The sequence below is a fragment of the Mycobacterium alsense genome (assembly GCF_002086635.1).
GTDB classification, from domain to species: Bacteria; Actinomycetota; Actinomycetes; order Mycobacteriales; family Mycobacteriaceae; genus Mycobacterium; species Mycobacterium alsense.
In genome coordinates this window covers 1-19824 of the sequence record NZ_MVHD01000055.1, presented here as the reverse complement: position 1 = coordinate 19824, position 19824 = coordinate 1, and the positions used below count along the sequence as shown (strand labels likewise).

The window sequence follows — 19824 nt, the reverse complement described above, 5'->3', positions numbered from 1 at the left end:
GCGACCAGCGGAAAGGACCCGAAGTGCCGAAAGAAGACACGACATACGATTCGGCCATGTTGATGGAGGTCGGCCAGGTGTTCGCGGGATACACGATCCTGCGGCTGCTGGGCTCCGGCGGCATGGGCCAGGTGTACCTCGCGGCGCATCCGCGGTTGCCGCGCGAGGACGCACTCAAGGTGCTGCCGCCCGAATTGACCGCCGACGCGGAGTTCGGGGCCCGCTTCGTGCGCGAGGCCGACCTGGCGGCCGGGCTTTCACATCCCAACATCGTGCGGGTGCACGACCGCGGCGAAGAGCGCGGGCGGTTCTGGATCTCGATGGCCTACGTGCCCGGCACCGATGTGGGCCGGCTGGTGGGCGAAAACTACCCGGGCGGAATGCCCCTCGACGAGGTGGTGCCGATCGTCGGCGCGGTCGCCTCGGCCCTGGACTACGCGCACCACCGGGGGCTGCTGCACCGCGACGTCAAGCCGGCCAACATCTTGCTGACCGATCCCGATGGCCAGGCCAGACGCGCCTTCCTGGCCGATTTCGGCATCGCGCGCCGCATCGACGACGCCACGGGGCTGACCGCCACCAACATGACGGTGGGCACGGCGGCCTACGCGGCGCCCGAGCAGCTCAAGGGGGAGCCGATCGACGGGCGCGCCGACCAGTATGCGTTGGCCTGCACCGCATTTCACCTCCTCACCGGCGCGCAACCGTATGTGGGTCCCAATCCGGCCGTGGTGATCGGTCAGCACGTCGAGGCCCCGCCACCCTCGATCGGTGCGCGGCGCCCGGAATTGGCCGCGCTGGACGCCGTGTTCGCCACCGCGATGGCCAAGGAACCCGCGCAGCGGTTCGGCAGCTGCGGCGAGTTCGCCGCCCGCCTCGGCGGACGGCAGGCACCGGGTTACGCCTACGCCGGCCAGATTCCGCGCGGCCCGGACGGCGATATCACCCGGCCCTCGTTCGACGTGGCCGCGCCCACCGTGCCGCGGCAACCCAAGAAACGGCCGACCCGGCGCCGCGCCGTCCTCGTTCCGGCCCTGGCGGCCGTCGCGGTGCTGATCGCCGCCGGTGTCGTGGCGGGGGAGCGGCTCACCCGAGGCCACCACCCGGCGACCGGCGCCGCGCCCACCGCCGCGCCGCAGCCCGCGGCGCCACCGCCCAACACCGGGCCGTTCACCGGCGTCTACCGCGCGGAGTTCGCCCGCATTGCCAGCATCGAGGGGATGCCGCCGCCGGGCGCGGCACCAACGACGGAAACCTGGGGCGTCAGCTCGGTGTGCCGCCCGACGGGTTGCGTGGCGACCGCGACGCGGCTCACCGGCGAAACCATGCAGGTGCCCACCATGGTGCTCGACAAGGTTGGCGACAACTGGGTGGCCGTCAGCGCCGGCTCGAGCACGTGCAACAACGCCCAGGGCGAAATCTGGGAAACGTTCACGCTGCAGCCGCGTCCCGACGGCTCTCTCACCGGCGAGGCCACCGAGATCATGGCCAAAGGCTGCGCGAACAAGCGAAGCGTGACCTTCACCCGCACCGGCGACGTCGACCTCGCCAGCGTGGCCGACCCGAACAACCTGGCGCCGCGGGCGGTGTCACCGGCCGAGGCGGTGCACGGCCGCTACCGGGAAACGGGCAAGCAGCCGAACGGCTACCGCGAGCAGAACGACTTCGAGGTCCGTACGGACTGCCTGCGCACCGGCGATCGGTGCATGACCTTCTTCCACAGGCCGCCGGCGTCGGCCATGGCGCTGGTGTTCGGCGACGGAAACTGGGTCTACGAACGGGAATTCGACATGCGGTGCTCGAAGGGCGGGGCCATGGAACACGTGAAGATCACCGCGCATTTCCCGCTGCCGCAGCCGCCGCAGGATCCGGTCACGCTGATCAGCGGTCGCGGCCACGAGGACGTGACGGGGCCGCCGTCCCCCTGCACGAGCACCGACGTCGACATCACGTTCGCACGCCTGGGCGACTGACCCCTACCCGATCAGTTTGGTGAGCCAGGTCGGGTCCTGGTAGTTGACCGACTCGGTCCCGTTCCACACGAACGGCGTGCCGTTGGCGTTGAGGCCCGCCAGCGTCGTGTCGCCGGCCGCCGCCTTGGTCCTGGCGGTGCCGAGGTCGTCGCGGCCCTTGATGCAGTCGATCACGCTGGCCTCCGCGCCCACGGTCTTGGCCAGCTGCGCCAACTCGCCGTCGGTGCGGTCCTCGGGGGCGTCCTCGCCGGGCTGGAAATTGCTGGCGAACAAACCCGAGTAGAAGCTGGTGTAGAGCTTCGGGTTATTTTGCGCCGCAACGCAATATGTCGCCGCCACCGCGCGGGTCGAGTAGGTCTTGCTGTGCGACTTGTCGTCGAGGAAATTCAGCAGGTGGTAGCGCACCGCCAGCTTCTTGTTGTTCACCGCGCTGTCGATGTCGGCGGCGTTCGACCGGATGAAGCTGCCGCACGGCGGGCAGATGGGCTCGTTGAAGATGTCGATCGTCACCGGCGCCACCGAGCTGCCCACGGACACACCGTCATCGAGGACCCGCAGCTCGACCGCGTCCGGCGGGGGCGGCGCCGCCGTCGGAGTGGGGTTCGGCGGGGAGGACTGCCACGGGTGCGCGGCGACGACGGCCAGCCCGCCCACCACCGCCGCCACGACGGCCGCCGCGGCGCCCGCCCACAGCCAGGGCTTGCGGCTGGGCCGCGGCGGCGGCCCCCACAGCGGCGCGCCCATGCTGCCCACATCGCCGGTGCCCCAACCGGGGGCGCCGGGCCACCCCGTCGGCTGCGGCGGGGCCCACGCCGGACCCGTGGGCGGTGTCTGGTGGGTCATGACCGGCGGCGTCGGGACACGTCCTCCGGGCGCCTGGCCAACGAACGCGGCCGGCAGCTTGGCCACCTGGCTGCGCTCCAAGATGTCGGTGGCGCGGTCCTGATCGGGCGTGGCGAGCGCGGCGTAGGCGGCGGCCGACAGGTCGCCGCAGGTCGCGTAGCGGTCCGCGGGATTCTTGGCCATGCCGCGGGCGATGACCCCGTCAAAGGCCGGCGGGATGCTGGGGCGCGCGGCGCTCGGGCGCGGGATCGCCTGGTTGAGGTGGGCCCCCATCACGCCGATGGTGTCGCCCGTGTACGGCGGTGATCCCGTCAGGCACTCGTAGAGCACGCAGGCGAGGGCGTAGATGTCGGCCCGATAGGTCACCTCGCCTTCGCTGAACCGTTCCGGGGCCATGTATTTGACCGTGCCCACGGTCGTGCCGAACTGCGTCAGCTTCTCGTCGGACGTCGCGCTGGCGATCCCGAAGTCGACGAGATACGCGAAATCGTCGGCGCTGACGAGGATGTTTTCCGGTTTGACGTCGCGGTGCATGACGCCCGCGGCGTGCGCGGCGTCGAGCGCCGAGCCGATCTGGCGCACGATCGCCACCGCCCGCGGCGGGGCCAGCGGCCCAAACCGGCTCAGCATGGCCGCCAGGTTCTTGCCGTCGATCAGGCGCATGTCGACGTAGAGCTGCCCGTCGATCTCGCCGAAGTCGTGGATCGGCACGACGTGGGGTTCCTGCAGGCGCCCCGCCGTGCGGGCCTCGCGCTGCATGCGGGAGCGAAACACCGGATCGCTGGAGAGCGCCTGCGACATCAGCTTGAGCGCCACGATCCGTTCCCGCACGGTGTCCTCGGCCTCGTAGACGTCGCCCATGCCGCCGCGACCCACCAGCCGCCGTAGCCGATACGGCCCGAACTGTGAACCCTCCCGCGAATCCGCGGTCGTGTCACTCATCGCCGACTCCTCACCCGCCGCCGCACCTCGCAAACCCGTTGCTGCCAGGCATAAGGCTAATGGTTTGGGCAACCGGGGGGCACGGTCAATCGCGAAAAGCCAGCTAATCCCGCTTCACGGGCGCCGGCGGATCAACGCCGTTCCTCGTCGCCGGCTTTGCGTTCGCTGAGCCCCTCGCGGGACAGCGCGGTGACGAAGCCGTAGGCGTGCATCCCCGCGGAGCCGGGATTTCTGACGATCCATTCGTTGATCTTTTTCAGCGCCCTGGCCAGGTCGTCGCGCCTGACCCGGACCAGGTAGGTCTTGCGGTCGTCGCGCGGGTCGTCGAGCGAGTCGGCCACGGCGACGGGGTTTCGGAAGGCGTAGGCGATCCCGTGCACGGCATCGTGGTTCAGCGCCCACCGAAGCTCGCTGGGCCGCAGCCGGTTCACGGCCAGATTGCGGAATGCGTCCTCGCCGTTTGCATCGCTGCCGTTCGAACCGGTCAAGTCGCCGACTGCCCTCCTTCCGGTGCTCGAGGGACGAAGGTGGCCGGCGTCGGACCGAACGTTGTGTCGCGCAGGCTATTCGACGAGATCTTTCTCAAGCCTTCATCATAGGAAGCGCCTCGACGCGCCGCATGCCAAGAGGCCGGCGACGCGCCGTAGAGTAACCGGCAATGACCGAGCGCATCGAGACCAGCCGTACGATCCACGCCGCGGCCTCCGACGTCTTCGCGGTGCTCTGCGACCCGCAGGGCCACGTGGCCATCGATGCCTCCGGGATGCTGCAGGACGCCGACGGCGACCCGGTGACCTGCACGGGGGACACCTTCGTGGTGCACATGGACCGTGAGGCGCTCAACGACTTCCCCGAATTGGGCAAATACGACGTCACCGTCAGCATCACCGACTTCGAGCGGGATCGGCTGATCTCGTGGACGGTTCTGGGCCGCATCCGTCCCCAGATCGGTCACGTCTACGGCTACCGGCTCGAGCCGGCCGACGGCGGCGCGTCGACCGTGGTCACCTCGTTCTACGACTGGTCGAACATCGACGCGACGTGGCGCGAGGCCGGCATCTTCCCGGTGCTGTCGGAGGGCGCGCTGCGCGCCACCCTCGGCATCCTCGACCGCACGGTCCGCCGCGGCTATCCGCGGCCCTGAACCCGGCTCAGCGGCGGTACTTCAGGAACGGCGGTACTTCAGGAAGAGGTAGTCGTCGCAGGCCAGTGCGTGCTCGAGCCGCAGCGCCGCCGGCACCGCCAGCCGCGACGTCCCGCGCGGGCCGACGGGCTGGCTCCCGGCGAGTTTGGGCGCCAGCGTCACGCAGATCTCGTCGACGGCGTCGGCGTCCACCAGCTCGTCGAGCAGCGTCGGCCCGCCCTCGCACAGGATGCGGTTCATGCCCTGCGCGCGCAGCAGCGCGACGGCCTCGGTCATGTCGACGGAGTCCTCGCCGGCGACCACGGTGCGCCGGCGGGGGTCGTCGCCGGTGTCGCGGGCGGCGGCCGACCGCGCGCAGGTCACCAGGATCGGTGGCTGGCCGGGGTCGCTGAACAGGCGGTCCGGTAGCTCGCCACTCCGGCTGATCACCGCGATCGGGGGCGGGGCGGCGCGGCCCTCGGCGCGCCGCTGGTTCCGTTGGGCGTCGGTGAGCCGCACCGGGCCGTAATTTTCGGCGCGCGCGGTGCCGGCGCCCACGAGCACGACGTCGGCGAAGCCCCGCAGGATTCTCAGCAGCCGTTGGTCGGTGGGGCACGACAGCGGCCCGGCGCGGCCGCCGAACGCGGCGGCGCCGTCGGCGCTGAAGATCATGTTGGCGCGCACCCCGGGCGGCGGGTCGGCGTAGGCCGACGCCAGCTCGGTGACGTCACCGACGGCGCCCACCCGTGCGGACGGCACCGGTCAGGCCTCGTGGCCCGGTTGCAGGTCCCGGACGTCGCCGAAGGAGACCCACCGCTCCAGGTCTTGCGGGGGGCGGCCGTCGACCGGTTCCAGCAGGTGCCCGACGTGGTCGCCCAGGGAGAAGCGGTCCACGATCTTGCCGACGAACCAGGCGGCCGCGTCCTCGAGGATTGGCAGCTGCGCCGGGCCGGGGCGCCAGGAGCAGCGGCCGAACTTGTCGACGGTGTCGCCGGTCTGGGTGCCGAAGAGCTCCGCGACGTCGAGGTGCTCGCGGTCGAACAGGTGCACCGCGAGGTGGCTGGCGCCCGACGCCACCCGGAAGGTGTGGTTCTTGGTGGACAGCCCGACCATGAAGCGCGGCGGATGGATGCTGGTCTGGGTGGCGAAGCCGACCAGGCAGCCGGCCGAGACACCGTCGGCCCGGGTGGTGACGACGTACATCGGGTAGTTCAGCAGCGACACCAGCTTTTCGAATGCTTCGGATCCTTGGGATGCTCCGGACTCGGCCATCCGCTCAGTCTCCCCGATCGGCTGGCGGCTACGCCCGACAGCACGCTTCCGCGGCCGCGTCCGTGTTCGCTCCGAAGGTGTCGGAGTCGGCCAGCACGGTGTAGACCTCCCAGCGTTGACCGCTGGGGCCGGTGACCCACACTTTGTCCTGGGCGGCGAAACAACACGTGGTGTTCATCTCCTCTTCGGTGAAAAGCCCCTGTCCGGCGAGACGGGTGATCTCGGCGCGGACGGCGTCGGGGGAGGCGACTTCGACGCCGAGATGGTTGAGGGTCCCGCCCTGTCCGGGGTTTTCGAGCAGCACGAGCTTGAGTGGGGGATCGGTGATCGCGAAGTTGGCGTAGCCGGGTTTGACCTTGGCCGGCGTTGTGCCGAAGAGCCTGGAGTAAAACGCGATCGCCTCGTCGAGGTCGTCGACGTTGAGGGCTAGCTGTATGCGGGACACGGTGGTTCCTTTCAGAGCTTGGCGGGCGTCGACACGCGGTCGTCGACGCGGAGCAGCGACGAAAGCCGTTGCAGCGCGGAGGGGATCACCCAGTAATAGACCCAGGTGCCCCGCCGCTCGCAGCCCAGCAGGCCGGCCGAGCGCAGCAGTTTGAGGTGATGGGAAATCGTCGGCTGGGAGAGGTCGAACGTCGCCGAAATCTCGCAGACGCAGGCCTCGCCGCCGGGGTGGTTGGCGATGAGGCTCAACAACCGCAGCCGCACCGGGTCGCCCAACGCCTTGAACATCGCCGCGAAGTCCGCGGATTGGGCCTCGTCCATCGCGGTCACTCCCAGCGGCGGGCAACACGCCGGCGCTTGATTCGACATCCTCCTAGAAACACTCATCGAATCAGGGCGCAAGGGTTCGTATCGGTTCAGTCGCGATCGGCGGGCCGGCCGACGCGACGCAGCAAGCGCCGGATCCCATACGCCGCGACACCGATGCCCAGCACCGCCGCGCCGGACAGCACCGACGACAGCGGCATCGCGAAGGCCAACACCAGGCAGCCGAGGAGCCCGATGACCGGGATCGCGCGGGGCGGGCGGCCCTCGTCGCGCCGCAGGGTGAAGGCCGAGGCGTTGGCCAGCGCGTAGTAGATCAGCACCGCGAACGACGAGAACCCGATGGCGCCCCGGAGATCGGCGGTGGCCGCCGTCACCGCCACGACGGCACCGATCAGCAACTCCGCGCGGTGGGGCACCTGGAACCTCGGGTGCACGGCGGCGAGCGGGTGGGGGAGGTCGTGCTCGCGCGCCATGGCCAAGGTGGTGCGCGAGACGCCGAGGATCAGCGCCAGCAGCGACCCCACCGCCGCGACGGTCGCACCCGCCTGCACGACCGGCGCCAGCCAGCCGATTCCCGCCGCCCGCACCGCATCCGCCAGCGGCGCCGGGGCCCCCGCGAGGCGTCGCGGCCCCAGCGCCGCGAGCGCGGCGACCGCCACCAGCGCGTAGACGGCGAGGGCGATGGCGAGCGCCAGCGGGATCGCCCGCGGGATCGTGCGCGCCGGGTCGCGCACCTCCTCACCCAACGTGGCGATGCGCGCATAGCCGGCGAAGGCGAAGAACAGCAGTCCCGCGGCCTGGATCACGCCGCCGAGCGTGACAGCGGACAGCTGCACGCGGCCGAGATCGGCGCCGGGGGAGGCGAATACGGCGACGACCACCGCGGCCAGCACGGCCAGCACCAGCGCGACGATGACGCGGGTCAGCCACGCCGACTTCTGCACCCCGGCGTAGTTCACCGCTGTCACCGCGACGACGGCGGCGACGGCCACCGCGTGCGCCTGCGCTGGCCACGCGTACGCCCCGACGGTCAGGGCCATCGCCGCGCACGACGCGGTCTTGCCCACGACGAAGCCCCAGCCCGCCAGGTATCCCCAGAAATTCCCGAGCCGCTCGCGGCCGTACACATAGGTGCCTCCGGAGGCGGGGTAGAGCGCGGCCAGCCGGGCCGAGGAGGTGGCGTTGCAGTAGGCCACCACGGCCGCCAGCGCCAGGCCCAGCAGCAGCCCGGAGCCCGCGGCGCGTGCCGCCGGGCCCAGCGCCGCGAAAACGCCGGCGCCCATCATCGACCCCAGCCCGATCACGACCGCGTCCGGCACCCCCAGACTGCGCCGCAGCTCGCCGCCCCGCCGGGGCTCGCTCTCGGACACTCCGCCTCCCTCGTCGCGCCGGCATTGAAAGGCGCTCTCATGACCCTACGATCTGTCCATGTCGATGGAGCCCGGCCAGGTGTTCGCCGGGTACACGATCCTGCGGGTGCTGGGATCGGGCGGGATGGGGCGGGTGTACCTGGCGGCGCACCCGCGGCTGCCGCGCGAGGATGCGCTGAAGGTGTTGCCGGCCGACGTGACCGCCGATCCCCAGTTTCGCGAACGCTTCGAGCGCGAGGCCGAGCTGGCAGCCGGTCTGTCTCATCCGCACATCGTCGGGATCCACGACCGCGGGGAAGACGAGGGCCGGTTCTGGATCTCGATGGAGTACGTGCCCGGCACCGACGTGGCCCGGCTTTTGCGCGAGCGGTTCCCGGGCGGGCTGCCCGTCGACGAGGCGATGGCGATCGTCACCGCCGTCGCCTCGGCGCTCGACTACGCGCATCATCGGGCCGTACTGCACCGGGACGTCAAACCCTCCAACATCTTGGTGACCGAGCCGGACGCGCAGCCGCGGCGGGTTTACCTGGCCGATTTCGGCGTTGCGCGGCGCGTCGACGATGGCGGGGGGCCGACCTCGGCCGCCATGGCGGTGGGCACCGCGGCCTACGCGGCGCCCGAGCAACTCATGGCGGGGCGCGTCGATGGCCGCGCCGATCAATATGCGTTGGCGTGCACAGCCTTTCACCTGTTTGCCGGGGTGCCGCCGTACCGCGGTGAAAACCTCGCGGTGGTGATCGGCCAGCATGTGAGCGCGCCGCCGCCGTCGATCGCCGCGCATCGGCCGGAGCTGGCCGCGCTGGACCCGGTCTTCGCCACCGCGATGGCCAAGGAGCCTGCCGGCCGGTTCGACAGCTGCGGCGAGTTCGCCCGGCAACTGACCCAGCGCCTCGCCGCACATCCCGAACCCGCGCTCGACCCGACCGCGCTGGCCCCGCGCGCGAAGTCGCCGGGGCGCCGCCGCGCCGTCCTGGCCGGTGCGCTGGCGACGACCGCGTTGGCGGTCGCGGGCGGCGTGACCATGGTCGCCGGGCCGAAGCTCGCCGGGACGCAGCGCCCGGCCGCGCCCCCGGGCCCCTTCACCGGCACCTACCGTGCCGACCTGGGCCCGGCGATCGGCCTCGACGACGTCCCGGATCCCGCCGCGCCACCGGCGGTGACGAGGACCTACGGCGTGCGCTCGGGGTGCCGCCCCACCGGCTGCGTCATGACGGCCCAACTCCTCGGCGGGGAACCCGGCGGGCCGTCGGCGCTGGTATTCGACCAGATCGACGGGAGTTGGGTGGCGGTCGCGCTCGCGCCGGACAAGTGCCGCGAGACGCCCGAGGACTTCTGGCACGTGTTCAGGCTGCGGGCCCGTGGCGACGGCGGCCTCGCCGGGGATTACACCATGACCGCCGCCGACGGTTGCGGGGCTACGCGAACGGTGACGCTCACCCGCACCCGCGACGGCGGCGTCGAAGGCGTGCCGGACCCGGCCCGCCAGCCACCGCGGGTGGTGTCCCCGGCCCAGGCGCTGCGCGGGCGCTACCGGATCACGCGCTCGACGGCCGACGGGACGCCCCAGCCGGAGATGAACACCAAGGTCAGCACCGACTGCCTGCGCACCGGCGACCGGTGCATGAGCTACTTCCACGAACCGTCGGGTGACCTGCCGCTGGTCTTCGAAAACGGGCGCTGGGCCTGGAGCATCGACTCCGACATCACGTGTCCGAGGTCCGCCGACACCGCCCGCATGAAGGCCACCGGACAGGATTCGCTGCCCCAGCCGCCGGGGGAGCCCATCCCGAAGCTCACCGGGCACGGTCACCTGCACCGCACCGCGCCGTGCGAAATCGACACGGACTTCGACGAAACGTTCACGCGCACCGGCGATTAGCGAGCACGCGCCCGCCGTCGCGCGCGAATTATCGGCGCCGCCGCGGCTTCAGCATCTAGGATTTGCCCATGTCGCCCGAGATCGGCCAGGTGTTTGCCGGGTACACGATCCTGCGGGTGCTGGGCTCGGGCGGGATGGGCCGGGTCTACCTCGCGTCGCACCCCCGGTTGCCGCGCGAGGACGCCCTGAAGGTGCTGCCGGCGGAGCTGACCGGTGACGCGGAATTTCGGGCCCGCTTCCTGCGCGAGGCCGACCTGGCGGCGGGGCTGTCCCACCCGCACATCGTGGCGATCCACGATCGGGGCGAAGAGGCCGGCCAGTTCTGGATCTCCATGGAATACGTGGCCGGCACCGATGCGGGACGCCTGTTGCGCGAGAGCCACCCGCACGGCCTGCCGGTCGACGAGGCGATCGCGATCGTCACCGCGGTAGGCTCGGCGCTCGACTTCGCGCATCACCGGGGGCTGCTGCACCGCGACGTCAAGCCGGCCAACATCCTGCTGAACGACGCCGACGGGCCGCCGCGCCGCGTCTACCTCGCCGACTTCGGGCTGGCCCGACGCATCGACGACGCGGCCGGGCTGACCGCGACCAACATGACGGTGGGCACGGTGGCCTACGTGGCACCGGAGCAGTTGAAGGGCGAGCCGGTCGATGGGCGCGGCGACCAATACGCGTTGGCCTGCACCGCGTTTCATCTGCTGTCGGGCCGGCCGCCGTATGTCGATTCCAATCCCGCGGTGGTGATCAGCCAACACATCGGCGCCGCGGTTCCGTCGATCGGTGCCCACCGGCCGGAGCTCACCGCGCTCGACCCGGTTTTCGCCATCGCGATGGCCAAGGAGCCGTCGCGGCGGTTCGACAGCTGCGCGCAATTCGCCGACCAGCTGGCGCGACGGCTCCGATCGGTCGAATTCCCGGACACCGAGCCCGCGATCGAGGCGACCGTGCCCGCCGCGCGGGCGCGGCGGCGTCACCGTGCCGTGATCGGCGCGCTGGCGGGCATCGCGCTGCTGGTCGTCGCCGGCGCCGCCTACGCGGGCGTCGAACTCCTCCACCACGATCCGGGCACGCCGCCCGATCCCACGACCGCACCCGGACGCGTCGCGGCGCCGACCCCCAACACCGGTCCGTTCACCGGCGTCTATCGGGCCCACTTCGGCCAGGGCACCACCCTCGACGACGTCCCGGCCCCCGGCACGGGGCCGGTGACCGACACCTACGCCGTCCGCTCGGCATGCGGGCCACGCGGGTGCGTGGCGACGGCGTCACGCCTCAGCGGGGAGCTGCGGCTCGCGGCGAGCCCGGTGTTCGACGAGGTCGACGGGCGCTGGATGGCCGTGACGCTGGGCTCCGACAAATGCCGCGACGCCCCGGACGAGGTCTGGCAGGTGCTGACGCTGCAGCCCGGGCCGGACGGCGCGCTCACCGGCGAATACCGGGGCGCGTCCCCCAACGCCTGCGCCGAAAAGCGCTCGGTGACCTTCACCCGCACCGGCGACGTCGATGTCGACAGCCTCCCCGACCCGACCACCCTGGCGCCCCGCGCGGGCTCGCCGGCCGCGGCGCTGCACGGCCGCTACCACGTCACGCGGAAGTTCCAGCAGGGAATTCCCCCGCAACAGGGGGACCAGGCGGTCGTCACGGACTGCCTGCGCACCGGGGACCGGTGCATGAGCTACCTTCACTCGAAAACGATCGATACGCCACTGGTTTTCGACCGCGGTCAATGGGCGTTGCACGTAGAGCACGACGCCAACGATCCCGGCTGCGGTGGCCTGGTCTACGCGAAAACGACCGGGCAGTACGCGCTTCCGCAACCGCCGCACGATCCGGTGACGCAGCTCGCCGGCCACAACCACCTGGACGAGTCGGGCGGCCCCAACTGCCAATGGAGCGTGGACTACGACGAAACCCTTACGCGCACGGGCGATTAGGTGAGCAGCGGGTGGTTTTCGCGCACCCCGCGATACATGCCCCATCGCACGATCCACGGCATCACCACCCGCTCGACCGACCATGTCGGGAAGCGGAACGCATGGCCGGTGGGCAGGAAGACCTCGAGCCCGTTGGGCTGGATGCCCAGCAGCGACCCCCACCGCCGCCCCGGTGTCTTGAACGTGCGTAGGTCTCCGCCGGCGAACTCGGCGCGAATGTTCCTGGCCACCAGCGCATCCCCCCGATTGCGCGCGGAGCTGCGCAGCGGGTCGGTGGCCGCGACGTCCCCGACCGCGAAGACACCCGGATGACCGGGCACCCGCAACTCCGGCGTCACGCGCACGAACCCGCGCTCGTCGAGCAGCGCCGGCGGCAGCCAATCGGTGTTTGGCCGCACCCGGCCTATCGCCCAGAGCACGGCGTCGGCGGAACTCAGGGGCTGTCCGGTGCTCCAGTGCACCGGCTCGCCGGTGATGTCGTCACCGCAGAAGCCGTCGGGGACCCGGGCGCGGTGGCCGGGGTGTAGGCCGACACCAAGGCCCGTCAACCGCCCCCGGATGCGCTTCCAGATCGCCGGGTGGTACTCGCCCAAGGCCCGGTCGCCGGGGAAGTACAGGTCGATGCGCTTGGCCGGCCAGGTGGCGGCCATGTTGGCGGCGCTGGTGATCGCCGCGGCGCCGCCGCCGATGACGATCACCGAGTCCGCGGCGGCCACCCGGTCGTGGGCCGCGCGCAGTTCGGCGCCGATCTCGGCGGGCGATTGCAGCGTGGGCCGGCGCCAGAACCCGTTGCTGACACCGGTGGAGATGACCAGCGCGTCGTAATGCTCGGCGACTTCGGAGCCGTCGTCACGCCGTCCCAGCACGGCGCGGCCCGCCAGGTCCAGTCCCACCAGGGTCGCCTGCACCTTCCGCACCCGGTCCAGGCGGCGGAAGTTGTCGAACGGGATCCAGTAGTCGCGGGCCCAGTCCTCCGGACGGGCCAGCCGGACGCCGAGTTCCTGGCCGCTCACCAGCGCGGGTTTGGCGGAGATTCCGACGACGTCGGCGTGCCCCGCCAGGCGGATCGCGGTGAGCACACCGACGTCGCCCAGCCCGGCGATGACGACACGCTTGCGGTTCATTTCGGCATCACACCCGGCGGACGAGCCGCGCAGGACGCCAAAGTCCTTGTGACGCCGCGGATTATCGCTCCTCCCGGGAGGCTTTACCGACGCCGCGTCACGAGCCCATCGAACCCAGGCCGCCGAAGATGACCAACATGACGATGAGTCCGATTCCGAACGCCACGGCGTTGACGATGAGCGCGGTCAGGGCCAGCCCGCGGTGCTCCCCGGTCTGCTTGCTCTTATTGAACGCGATCACGCCGAGGACCAGGCCGATGCCCGACGGCCCGATGCCGACCCCGCAGAACAAGTCGGTTATAGCGCCGATGATGCCGCATATCAGCGACCACAGCGCCAGCCCGCCGGTGACCCAGATCGAGCGATTCTCGGCCATGGCGGCCCGCAGAGCATCTTGGCTGATCCCGGGCTGTTGGGGCGCAGCCGGGGTGGGGGACGACCATTGCTGGCCATCCCAATACATCTGGCCAGACCCGCCATTCGGATCGGGATACCAGCCCGCGGGGGCTTGCTGACTCGTCATGTTCGTTCGCTTTCTCTCGCAGGTGGATGGGATCTGAGGCCGCCGTATCGGCATCAATCAAGGTTGGGGGCTAGGCCTTGTCGGATTCTTGGAGCCGCTGGCGGATGCGCACCGTCGGTACCGCCAGCCCTCCTCTCTGACGGCACCACCTGGCCGATCGGGCACCGTCATTGGATGGTCCTCCCTGCACGCTGAACTGCACTCGTGGGAGGCACAATACTCCCTGAGACTCAGGCATCGCTCGACTTTTCCGTGATGGTTTTTCCACATCGTTTCGGGTCGCTGAGCGGGGTCGGCGGCCGGTTGGCCCGCCTCGCCGATCAACGTCGCGGACGCAACGGGGGGCGGCAGTTCATTGCCTGCGGAAAATGTTGCAGTGCAATATGTTCCAGGCGAGCCGTCAGCGACTCGAGGCATCAGCTCGCCAGCTTGACCACCCGGTTGTTGCCGGCATCGGTGACGTAGACGTTGCCGGCGCCGTCGACCGCCGCCGCCGTCGGGTTGTTCAGGCCGCCCGACGGCAGTTCGGCCGGGCTGTGCGCGCCGGCAGCCAGTTTCACCACCCGGTCGTTGCCGCGGTCCACGACATAGACGTCGCCGGGCGCGTCGACCGCGACGGCGGCCGGATTGTTCAGGGCGGTGAACGGTAGCTCGCCCGGGCGGTCGGCACCGGGCGTCAGCTTCAGCACCCGGTTGCGGCCGCCGTCGGTGACGTACACCGCGCCGGCGCCGTCGACGGCCACCCCGCCCGGGTTGCTCAGGCCCGTGAAGGGCATCGCGATTGGGTCGGTGGAGCCGGCCGGCAGTTTCAGCACCCGGCTGGATCCGTCGATGAGGTATAGGTTGTCGGCGCTGTCCACCGCCACGGCGCGAGGGTTGTCGAGGCCGGTGACCGGCAACTCGGTCGGGTTGTTGGAACCGGCGGCCAGCTTCAGCACGGGGTTGTTCCCGGGATAGATGACGTAGACGGTGCGGGCGGCGTTCACGGCGACCCCGGCGGGCGCGCCGGAGCCGATGAACGGCAGCGCGGCCGGGCTGTCGGAGCCGGCGGCCAGCTCCAGCACCCGGCTGTTGCCCGCGTCGGAGACATAGACGTCGCCGGCGCCGTCCACCGCGATGCCGCTCGGATTCTTCAGGCCGGCGAAGGGCAGGGCCTCCTGCCCGGAAGACGTTGCGGGCGAAGCGGTTTGGGCGGGCCCCGGGCCGGGACGAGTGGTGTGGGACGCCGGTGATGTCGGCCGCAACAGGAAGGTGGTGGTGGCCACCGCGGCGACGACGGTCACGAGGGCGGCGGTGCCGATCGCCGGCCACTTGAGCCGACGGCGCGGGCGCACCGGCCGTTCGGCGGGCGGGGCGGCCCTGGGCGCCGGCGGCGCCGGCGTCGGCGGGGGCGGTTCGTGCACGGTGGGCGTGTTGCGCGCGGCGCGAGCCGAAATCGTGGTGAGTGCGTGATTGGCGGCCGCGGCCAGGTCCTGGGCGCTCTGATAGCGCTGGCGCGGGTCCTTGGCCATGCCGCGGGCGATCACGCCGTCGAACCCCGCGGGCAGGGCGGGGTTGGCTTCGGTGGGCTTCGGTGGCGCCAGCGAGTAGTGCCCGGTGAATTGCTGTTCGAGGCTGTCCCCCGGGTAGGGCTGGACGGCGGTGAGGCACTCGTACAGCACACAGGCCAGGGCGTAGATGTCGGCCCTGGCATCGGCCATGCCGCTGGTGAAGCGTTCGGGTGCCATGTAGGCCCAGCTGCCCACGATCGTCCCGGTGCGGGTCAGTTTGGTGGCCGCGGCGTCGTGGGCGATGCCGAAGTCGATCAGGTAGACGAAGTCGCGCTCGGCCACAAGCGCATTGGAGGGTTTGACATCCCGGTGCACCAGCCCGACGGCATGCGCGGCGTGCAGCGCATCGGCCAGCTGCTCGATGACGCGCACCGCCCGCTGCGGGCTCATCGGCCCGTCGCGCCGCAGCAGCTCCTGCACGTCGACCCCCTCGATGATCGGCATCACCAGGTAGAGCTGGCCGTCGATCTCGCCGGTGTCGTAGATGTGCACGATGTGCGGTTCGGCCAGCCGTGCGGCCGTGTGGGCCTCGCGGCGAAAGCGCTCCCGATAGCCGGGCTCGGCCCCGAGTTCGAGGGGCAGCACCTTGATCGCGACGTCCCGGCCCATCGCGGTGTCGTGGGCCCGGTACACCTTTCCCATGCCGCCCTCGCCGATGAGCGACAGCAGGCGGTAACGGCCGAACGTCGCTTGCACCGTCATTGCAGGCCTTCCACGGGGCTGCGTGACCGGGGCGCCGGCGGCGCGGCTGCCTCATCGGTCGTCCGCCTCCTGGGCCATACCGCCACCAAAGTCCGGTCGTCGTCGAAGGTTTCGCGGCTGAAGTCCATGGCGTGGGCGAATTCGATCAGCGACGGTGGGCACGGTCTGGTCAGCACGTCGCGGAGGAGGTTTCCCACCCCGCCCTGCCCCGTTCCGAGGGGGTCGCCGATGCCATCGGTGGCGATCAGCAGGATCTCGCCGGCGTGGACGTCGGCGACGGCGGGGGTCACTTCCGTTGGCCCCCGCGGCAGGCCCCCCACCGCCGAGGACGCCACCCCCGATTCCGAAACCGCCTTGCCGCCGAGGATCTGCGTGAACTGTCCGTCCGACAGCAGCCACGCGACCGAGTCACCCGCGCCGATCAGGTGGGCGCGCAAGCGTCCGGGACCCGTGGGTTCGATGACCGCGCACATCAGGGTCGTGGCGAGTTGCTCCTCGGCGCGCACCGGGTCCGGCTCGGCAAGCCCCAGCAGCGTCTGCGCTCGCTCGTTGAGCGCCCAGGCTGTGCTCTTGAGCAGCCCCTGCCAGTCGGTGTCGGCGACGTCGGCGGAAAGGTGGTCGTGCAGCCACTCGGCCGCTTGCCGGGTGGCGGTGGCCGCACCGATATGTGACTGCGGGGCACCCGAAACCCCGTCGGCCACAAGGACGATCACGCGACCATCGGGCAGGTGATGGAGCGCGAAATCGTCCTGGCGAGGCGCGCCGTTGTAGCGGTGCAGGTGCCCGCGCAGCGACACACCCCGCACGGTCAGCGAGTCGGTGGACCATCCGTCGATCACCGCGTCGGGGCGAAACGGCAGCGAGCGGTAGTCCGCGGCGATGCTCGACGGTTCCACCGGCGGCGACGGTGAACCCACGACGATCTGGGGGATGACCGTGGGGCCGACGACTTCGGAAACCCCCGGCGCGCCGGGCACCCCCGGCGGTGGTGGGTCGACGGCGACGACCGCCAATGGGGCGGTCGGGTGCTCGTTGGGCGGCGGCGCCAGCTCTTTTCGCCGCCGCTTGAACGTTTTCATCGGCTGCGCGCCCGGGCCGGTCTAGACGATGTCGACGGCGAGGGTGAAGCCTTCGGGCTTTTCGAACTGCAGCTCCGCCGAGCCGGAGGCCAGGGCCTGGCCCGAGCTGATCACCGATTGGGTCAGCGAGGTCAGGAATTCGGAGATGGCCGCCCCGGTGTCCACGCCGCGCGCCGCCACGAACGCGAAGTGTGGTTTGGTGGCCAGCTCGGCCACGATGGCGGCATCGGCATCGCCGATGCCGAAGGCCAAGATGTTGGGCGCCGCGGGTTGGGACAACAGGTGGGCGCGAACCGCACGCCAGTCCTCGTTGCCGTTGGGCAGGCCGTCGGTGAGGAAAAACACCGCCGGCCGGTGCACGGTGTAACCCTGGGCTTTCAGGCCGGGCACATCCACGCTGATGCGGTAGGCCAACTGATCGAAGGCCGCCGCATAGGAGGTCAGGGTTTGGGCGGTCAGCGGGGGCATCCCTTGCAGGAAGCGCAAGTCGGCGGGTTCGAGATAGGTGAACGCGGTATCGGAGAATCCGATTACCGACAGCCGAATCTTGGCCGCGGCGAATGACTCCCGCTGCAGTGCGTCGTGCAGCGAGGCCAACCCCTCGTTGAGGTCGTCGATATTGCGGCCCATCGAGCCCGACTCGTCGGCCACGAAATACACCAACAGGATCGATCCCTTAGGTTCCACCATTGGACACCCCTTCGCTCGGGCAGGACGTCAAAGTGTACTGCCGCTTCAACACAATCCACACCGCTTTCTGTTCTGCCAGCCTCAGTGCCCGCAGGGCGAGGTGAAGGCTTTGGCCGCGGCCATCCGCCGCACCGACGCCTCGACGTTGGGCATGCTCAACTCGCCGGCGGCCAGGGCCGACTGCAGCCGGTTGAGGACCGCCGGAACCGCGGTGGTGCTCACCCACAGCGCGGTGTCGTTGCCGGCCTGCAGGGCCTTGAGCACCGCATCGGAGATCCCATAGCGGTCGGTGATCGCTCGCATGCTCGACAGGTCATCGGTGAACACCGGGCCGTCGAACGGCGGCCCGTCGTAGTCTTTTCCCTTGCGTAACAACGTGATCGCGGCCGGACTCAGGCTGGCGGGGTCGCTGCCGGTCAGGTCGGGCACCTGCATGTGGCCGATCATCACACCCACCGGCGCCTGGGTGACCAGCTGTCGGTAGGGCTCCAGGTCGACGTCCTGCATCTCCGGCAGTGGCGGGGTCACCACGCCGGTGGCGTGGGAGTCGCCGGAGGCGCGGCCGTGCCCGGGAAAGTGCTTGAGCACCGGAAGCACCCCGGCGTCGCGCAGGCCGCGCGCGTACGCTCCCGCGTACTTCGCCACCACCGCGGGCTCGTCGCTGAATGACCGGTCCCCGATCACCGTGTCGTCGGGTGCGTCGGTGACGTCGACGACCGGGGCAAAATCGATGGTGATGCCGAACTGGCGCATCTTGCGGCCGCGATCCAACGCCAGCTGGTAGACCTGGTCGGGCGAATCGTTGTGGGCCAGGTACCGGGCCGATGGCGCCTTGCCCAGCAGCGTTGGCGACGACAACCGCTCGACGCGGCCGCCCTCCTCGTCGACGCTGACGGCCAGGTGCAGCGGTCCCGCGGCGCGGGCGATCTCGGTGAGCGACCCGTCGGTCAGCATCGACAGGTCGGTCCAGCTGGCGATGAAGATGCCCCCGACGTGCTGGTTCGTCACGACCGCGCGCGCATCGGCCGCGTCGGTGACGCCGACCATCAGCAGTTGCGCGAGTTTGTCGCGGTCGGACATCGACGCGATCAATGCCGTTGTGTCGCAACCGGGCTGCCGGGGGGCGGGCAGGCCGCGGGCCGGTGCCGGCGCCGGCGCCGGCGGGGTGGCGGTGTGTGGGGTGCGGCCCAGCCGAACGCCCACGACGACACCGGCGGCCACCACGACGACGGCGAACACGCCGAGGGCGACGATCGCGGCGCGCGGCCACGAGCGACGCCGGGCCATGCCCCGTTGCGCCGGCGGAACGTGATCCGTTGCCGCGCGGGTGGATTCGGGGCTTTCGTCGAAACCGTTACTCGTCATTCAGCTCGCCCATCACCGGTTGTAAGCGTGAGTTCCGTTTTGGCCGCGTGTCTTGCTGACGATCTGGGCGCTGCAGTGATCCCTGTTGAGCCCGTTGGAGTTGCACCAGCTCAGTACGCCCTCGGCGGTGGGAAACGTTTGCGGCACAACGGTCACCCAGTAGTCCGGGGCGGACCACACGGTCCAGTCGCCCGACCAGGCGAGTATCGCGCCATATCGCTGGCGCAGCGACTGGTGTTCCCGCAGCGTCATTTCGCTGTCGTAGCACAGACGGTCCTCGGGGTCGCAGGTCCACGGTTGGTAGGCGTGCTTGGAACTCAGCTGCGGTAACCAGCGTTCCGAGACCCCCGACAGGGTTGAGGAGTCACCGTCTTTGAGGCTCTGCAGCTGTTGGTAGGCGGCGGTTTCGGGATCGACCGGCGGCGCGTACGTCGACGTGGGCGCGGAGGCGTCCGGGGTGTAGGTGGACGTGCTCGTCGTCGCGGCGGTCGGGGAGGGGTTGTCGTTCGTGTGTGCGAGCGCGGCGATGAGCACCACCGCCACGATGATCGCGACGGCGACGGTGGCGACCAGGATGGCGACCGGCCACGCGTTGGTCCTCGGGGGTTCAGCAATCGGGGGCGGCGGCGGGATGACCGGCGGCTTGGGGCGTGCCGTGGGTGCCGGTGGCCGGGATTTGGC

Annotated in this window: 17 protein-coding genes and 1 pseudogene; 4 read left to right on the top strand and 14 right to left on the bottom strand. The window is 70.7% G+C overall.

What is annotated here, in order from left to right; all coding sequences use genetic code 11:
• Positions 1 to 56 precede the first annotated feature (56 nt).
• On the top strand, positions 57 to 1973 hold the full coding sequence (locus BST11_RS22575; RefSeq protein WP_083140320.1) for a serine/threonine-protein kinase: 1917 nt from the start codon (positions 57 to 59) through the stop codon (positions 1971 to 1973).
• A gap of 3 nt (positions 1974 to 1976) precedes the next feature.
• Here BST11_RS22575 and BST11_RS22570 read toward each other — a convergent pair whose 3' ends face one another.
• Both BST11_RS22570 and BST11_RS22565 read right to left on the bottom strand, forming a co-directional pair.
• Entirely contained in the window at positions 1977 to 3758 is a 1782-nt protein-coding gene (locus BST11_RS22570; protein ID WP_083140318.1) for a serine/threonine protein kinase PknE, read from the bottom strand.
• Between the two features lie 131 nt (positions 3759 to 3889).
• Positions 3890 to 4189: a hypothetical protein gene (locus BST11_RS22565; protein ID WP_083140349.1), complete on the bottom strand. Its 300-nt coding sequence runs from the start codon at positions 4187 to 4189 to the stop codon at positions 3890 to 3892.
• Positions 4190 to 4416: 227 nt separating this feature from the next.
• On the opposite strand from BST11_RS22565, the gene BST11_RS22560 reads away from it, so the two are divergent.
• Positions 4417 to 4902, top strand: a complete 486-nt coding sequence (locus BST11_RS22560) for an SRPBCC family protein (protein ID WP_083140316.1) — start codon at positions 4417 to 4419, stop codon at positions 4900 to 4902.
• Between the two features lie 21 nt (positions 4903 to 4923).
• Here BST11_RS22560 and BST11_RS22555 read toward each other — a convergent pair whose 3' ends face one another.
• From BST11_RS22555 to BST11_RS22535, 5 genes are read right to left on the bottom strand one after another with little or no spacing between them, the layout of a single operon-like run.
• Entirely contained in the window at positions 4924 to 5640 is a 717-nt protein-coding gene (locus tag BST11_RS22555) for a pyrimidine reductase family protein (RefSeq protein ID WP_083140314.1), read from the bottom strand.
• 3 nt (positions 5641 to 5643) lie between these two features.
• Entirely contained in the window at positions 5644 to 6153 is a 510-nt protein-coding gene (locus BST11_RS22550) for a flavin reductase family protein (protein ID WP_083140312.1), read from the bottom strand.
• Between the two features lie 28 nt (positions 6154 to 6181).
• Positions 6182 to 6598: an ArsI/CadI family heavy metal resistance metalloenzyme gene (locus BST11_RS22545; protein ID WP_083140310.1), complete on the bottom strand. Its 417-nt coding sequence runs from the start codon at positions 6596 to 6598 to the stop codon at positions 6182 to 6184.
• An 11-nt stretch (positions 6599 to 6609) separates the two neighbouring features.
• On the bottom strand, positions 6610 to 6966 hold the full coding sequence (locus BST11_RS22540; protein ID WP_083140308.1) for an ArsR/SmtB family transcription factor: 357 nt from the start codon (positions 6964 to 6966) through the stop codon (positions 6610 to 6612).
• Between the two features lie 47 nt (positions 6967 to 7013).
• Entirely contained in the window at positions 7014 to 8294 is a 1281-nt protein-coding gene (locus BST11_RS22535; protein WP_083140306.1) for an APC family permease, read from the bottom strand.
• Between the two features lie 58 nt (positions 8295 to 8352).
• Here BST11_RS22535 and BST11_RS22530 point away from each other — a divergent pair, with 58 nt between their 5' ends.
• Together BST11_RS22530 and BST11_RS29010 are read left to right on the top strand one after the other, a co-directional pair.
• Entirely contained in the window at positions 8353 to 10173 is a 1821-nt protein-coding gene (locus tag BST11_RS22530) for a serine/threonine-protein kinase (protein WP_083140305.1), read from the top strand.
• Positions 10174 to 10241: 68 nt separating this feature from the next.
• Positions 10242 to 12110 (top strand): serine/threonine-protein kinase, encoded by a 1869-nt coding sequence (locus BST11_RS29010; RefSeq protein ID WP_276034157.1) that lies wholly within the window; start codon positions 10242 to 10244, stop codon positions 12108 to 12110.
• On the opposite strand, the gene BST11_RS22520 is transcribed toward BST11_RS29010, so the two are convergent.
• The 7 genes and pseudogenes from BST11_RS22520 to BST11_RS27685 form a co-directional block, all read right to left on the bottom strand.
• Positions 12107 to 13234, bottom strand: a complete 1128-nt coding sequence (locus BST11_RS22520) for an FAD-dependent oxidoreductase (RefSeq protein ID WP_083140301.1) — start codon at positions 13232 to 13234, stop codon at positions 12107 to 12109. The genes BST11_RS29010 and BST11_RS22520 overlap by 4 nt on opposite strands.
• A 97-nt stretch (positions 13235 to 13331) precedes the next feature.
• The gene (locus BST11_RS22515; RefSeq protein WP_142276499.1) at positions 13332 to 13757 is read right to left on the bottom strand and encodes a DUF2510 domain-containing protein; all 426 of its coding nucleotides are present in this window, start codon (positions 13755 to 13757) and stop codon (positions 13332 to 13334) included.
• Positions 13758 to 14173: 416 nt separating this feature from the next.
• Positions 14174 to 16009 (bottom strand): serine/threonine-protein kinase PknD, encoded by a 1836-nt coding sequence (locus BST11_RS22510; RefSeq protein WP_244897750.1) that lies wholly within the window; start codon positions 16007 to 16009, stop codon positions 14174 to 14176.
• Positions 16006 to 17088: a protein phosphatase 2C domain-containing protein gene (locus tag BST11_RS22505; RefSeq protein WP_083140295.1), complete on the bottom strand. Its 1083-nt coding sequence runs from the start codon at positions 17086 to 17088 to the stop codon at positions 16006 to 16008. Before BST11_RS22505 ends, BST11_RS22510 begins: the two co-directional genes overlap by 4 nt.
• 21 nt (positions 17089 to 17109) lie before the next feature.
• On the bottom strand, positions 17110 to 17778 hold the full coding sequence (locus tag BST11_RS22500; RefSeq protein WP_083140293.1) for a vWA domain-containing protein: 669 nt from the start codon (positions 17776 to 17778) through the stop codon (positions 17110 to 17112).
• An 81-nt stretch (positions 17779 to 17859) separates the two neighbouring features.
• Complete coding sequence (locus BST11_RS22495) at positions 17860 to 19065, bottom strand: glycoside hydrolase family 3 N-terminal domain-containing protein (protein WP_083140347.1); 1206 nt, start codon at positions 19063 to 19065, stop codon at positions 17860 to 17862.
• Between the two features lie 90 nt (positions 19066 to 19155).
• Positions 19156 to 19824: pseudogene (locus BST11_RS27685) on the bottom strand (hypothetical protein); the annotation flags it as partial.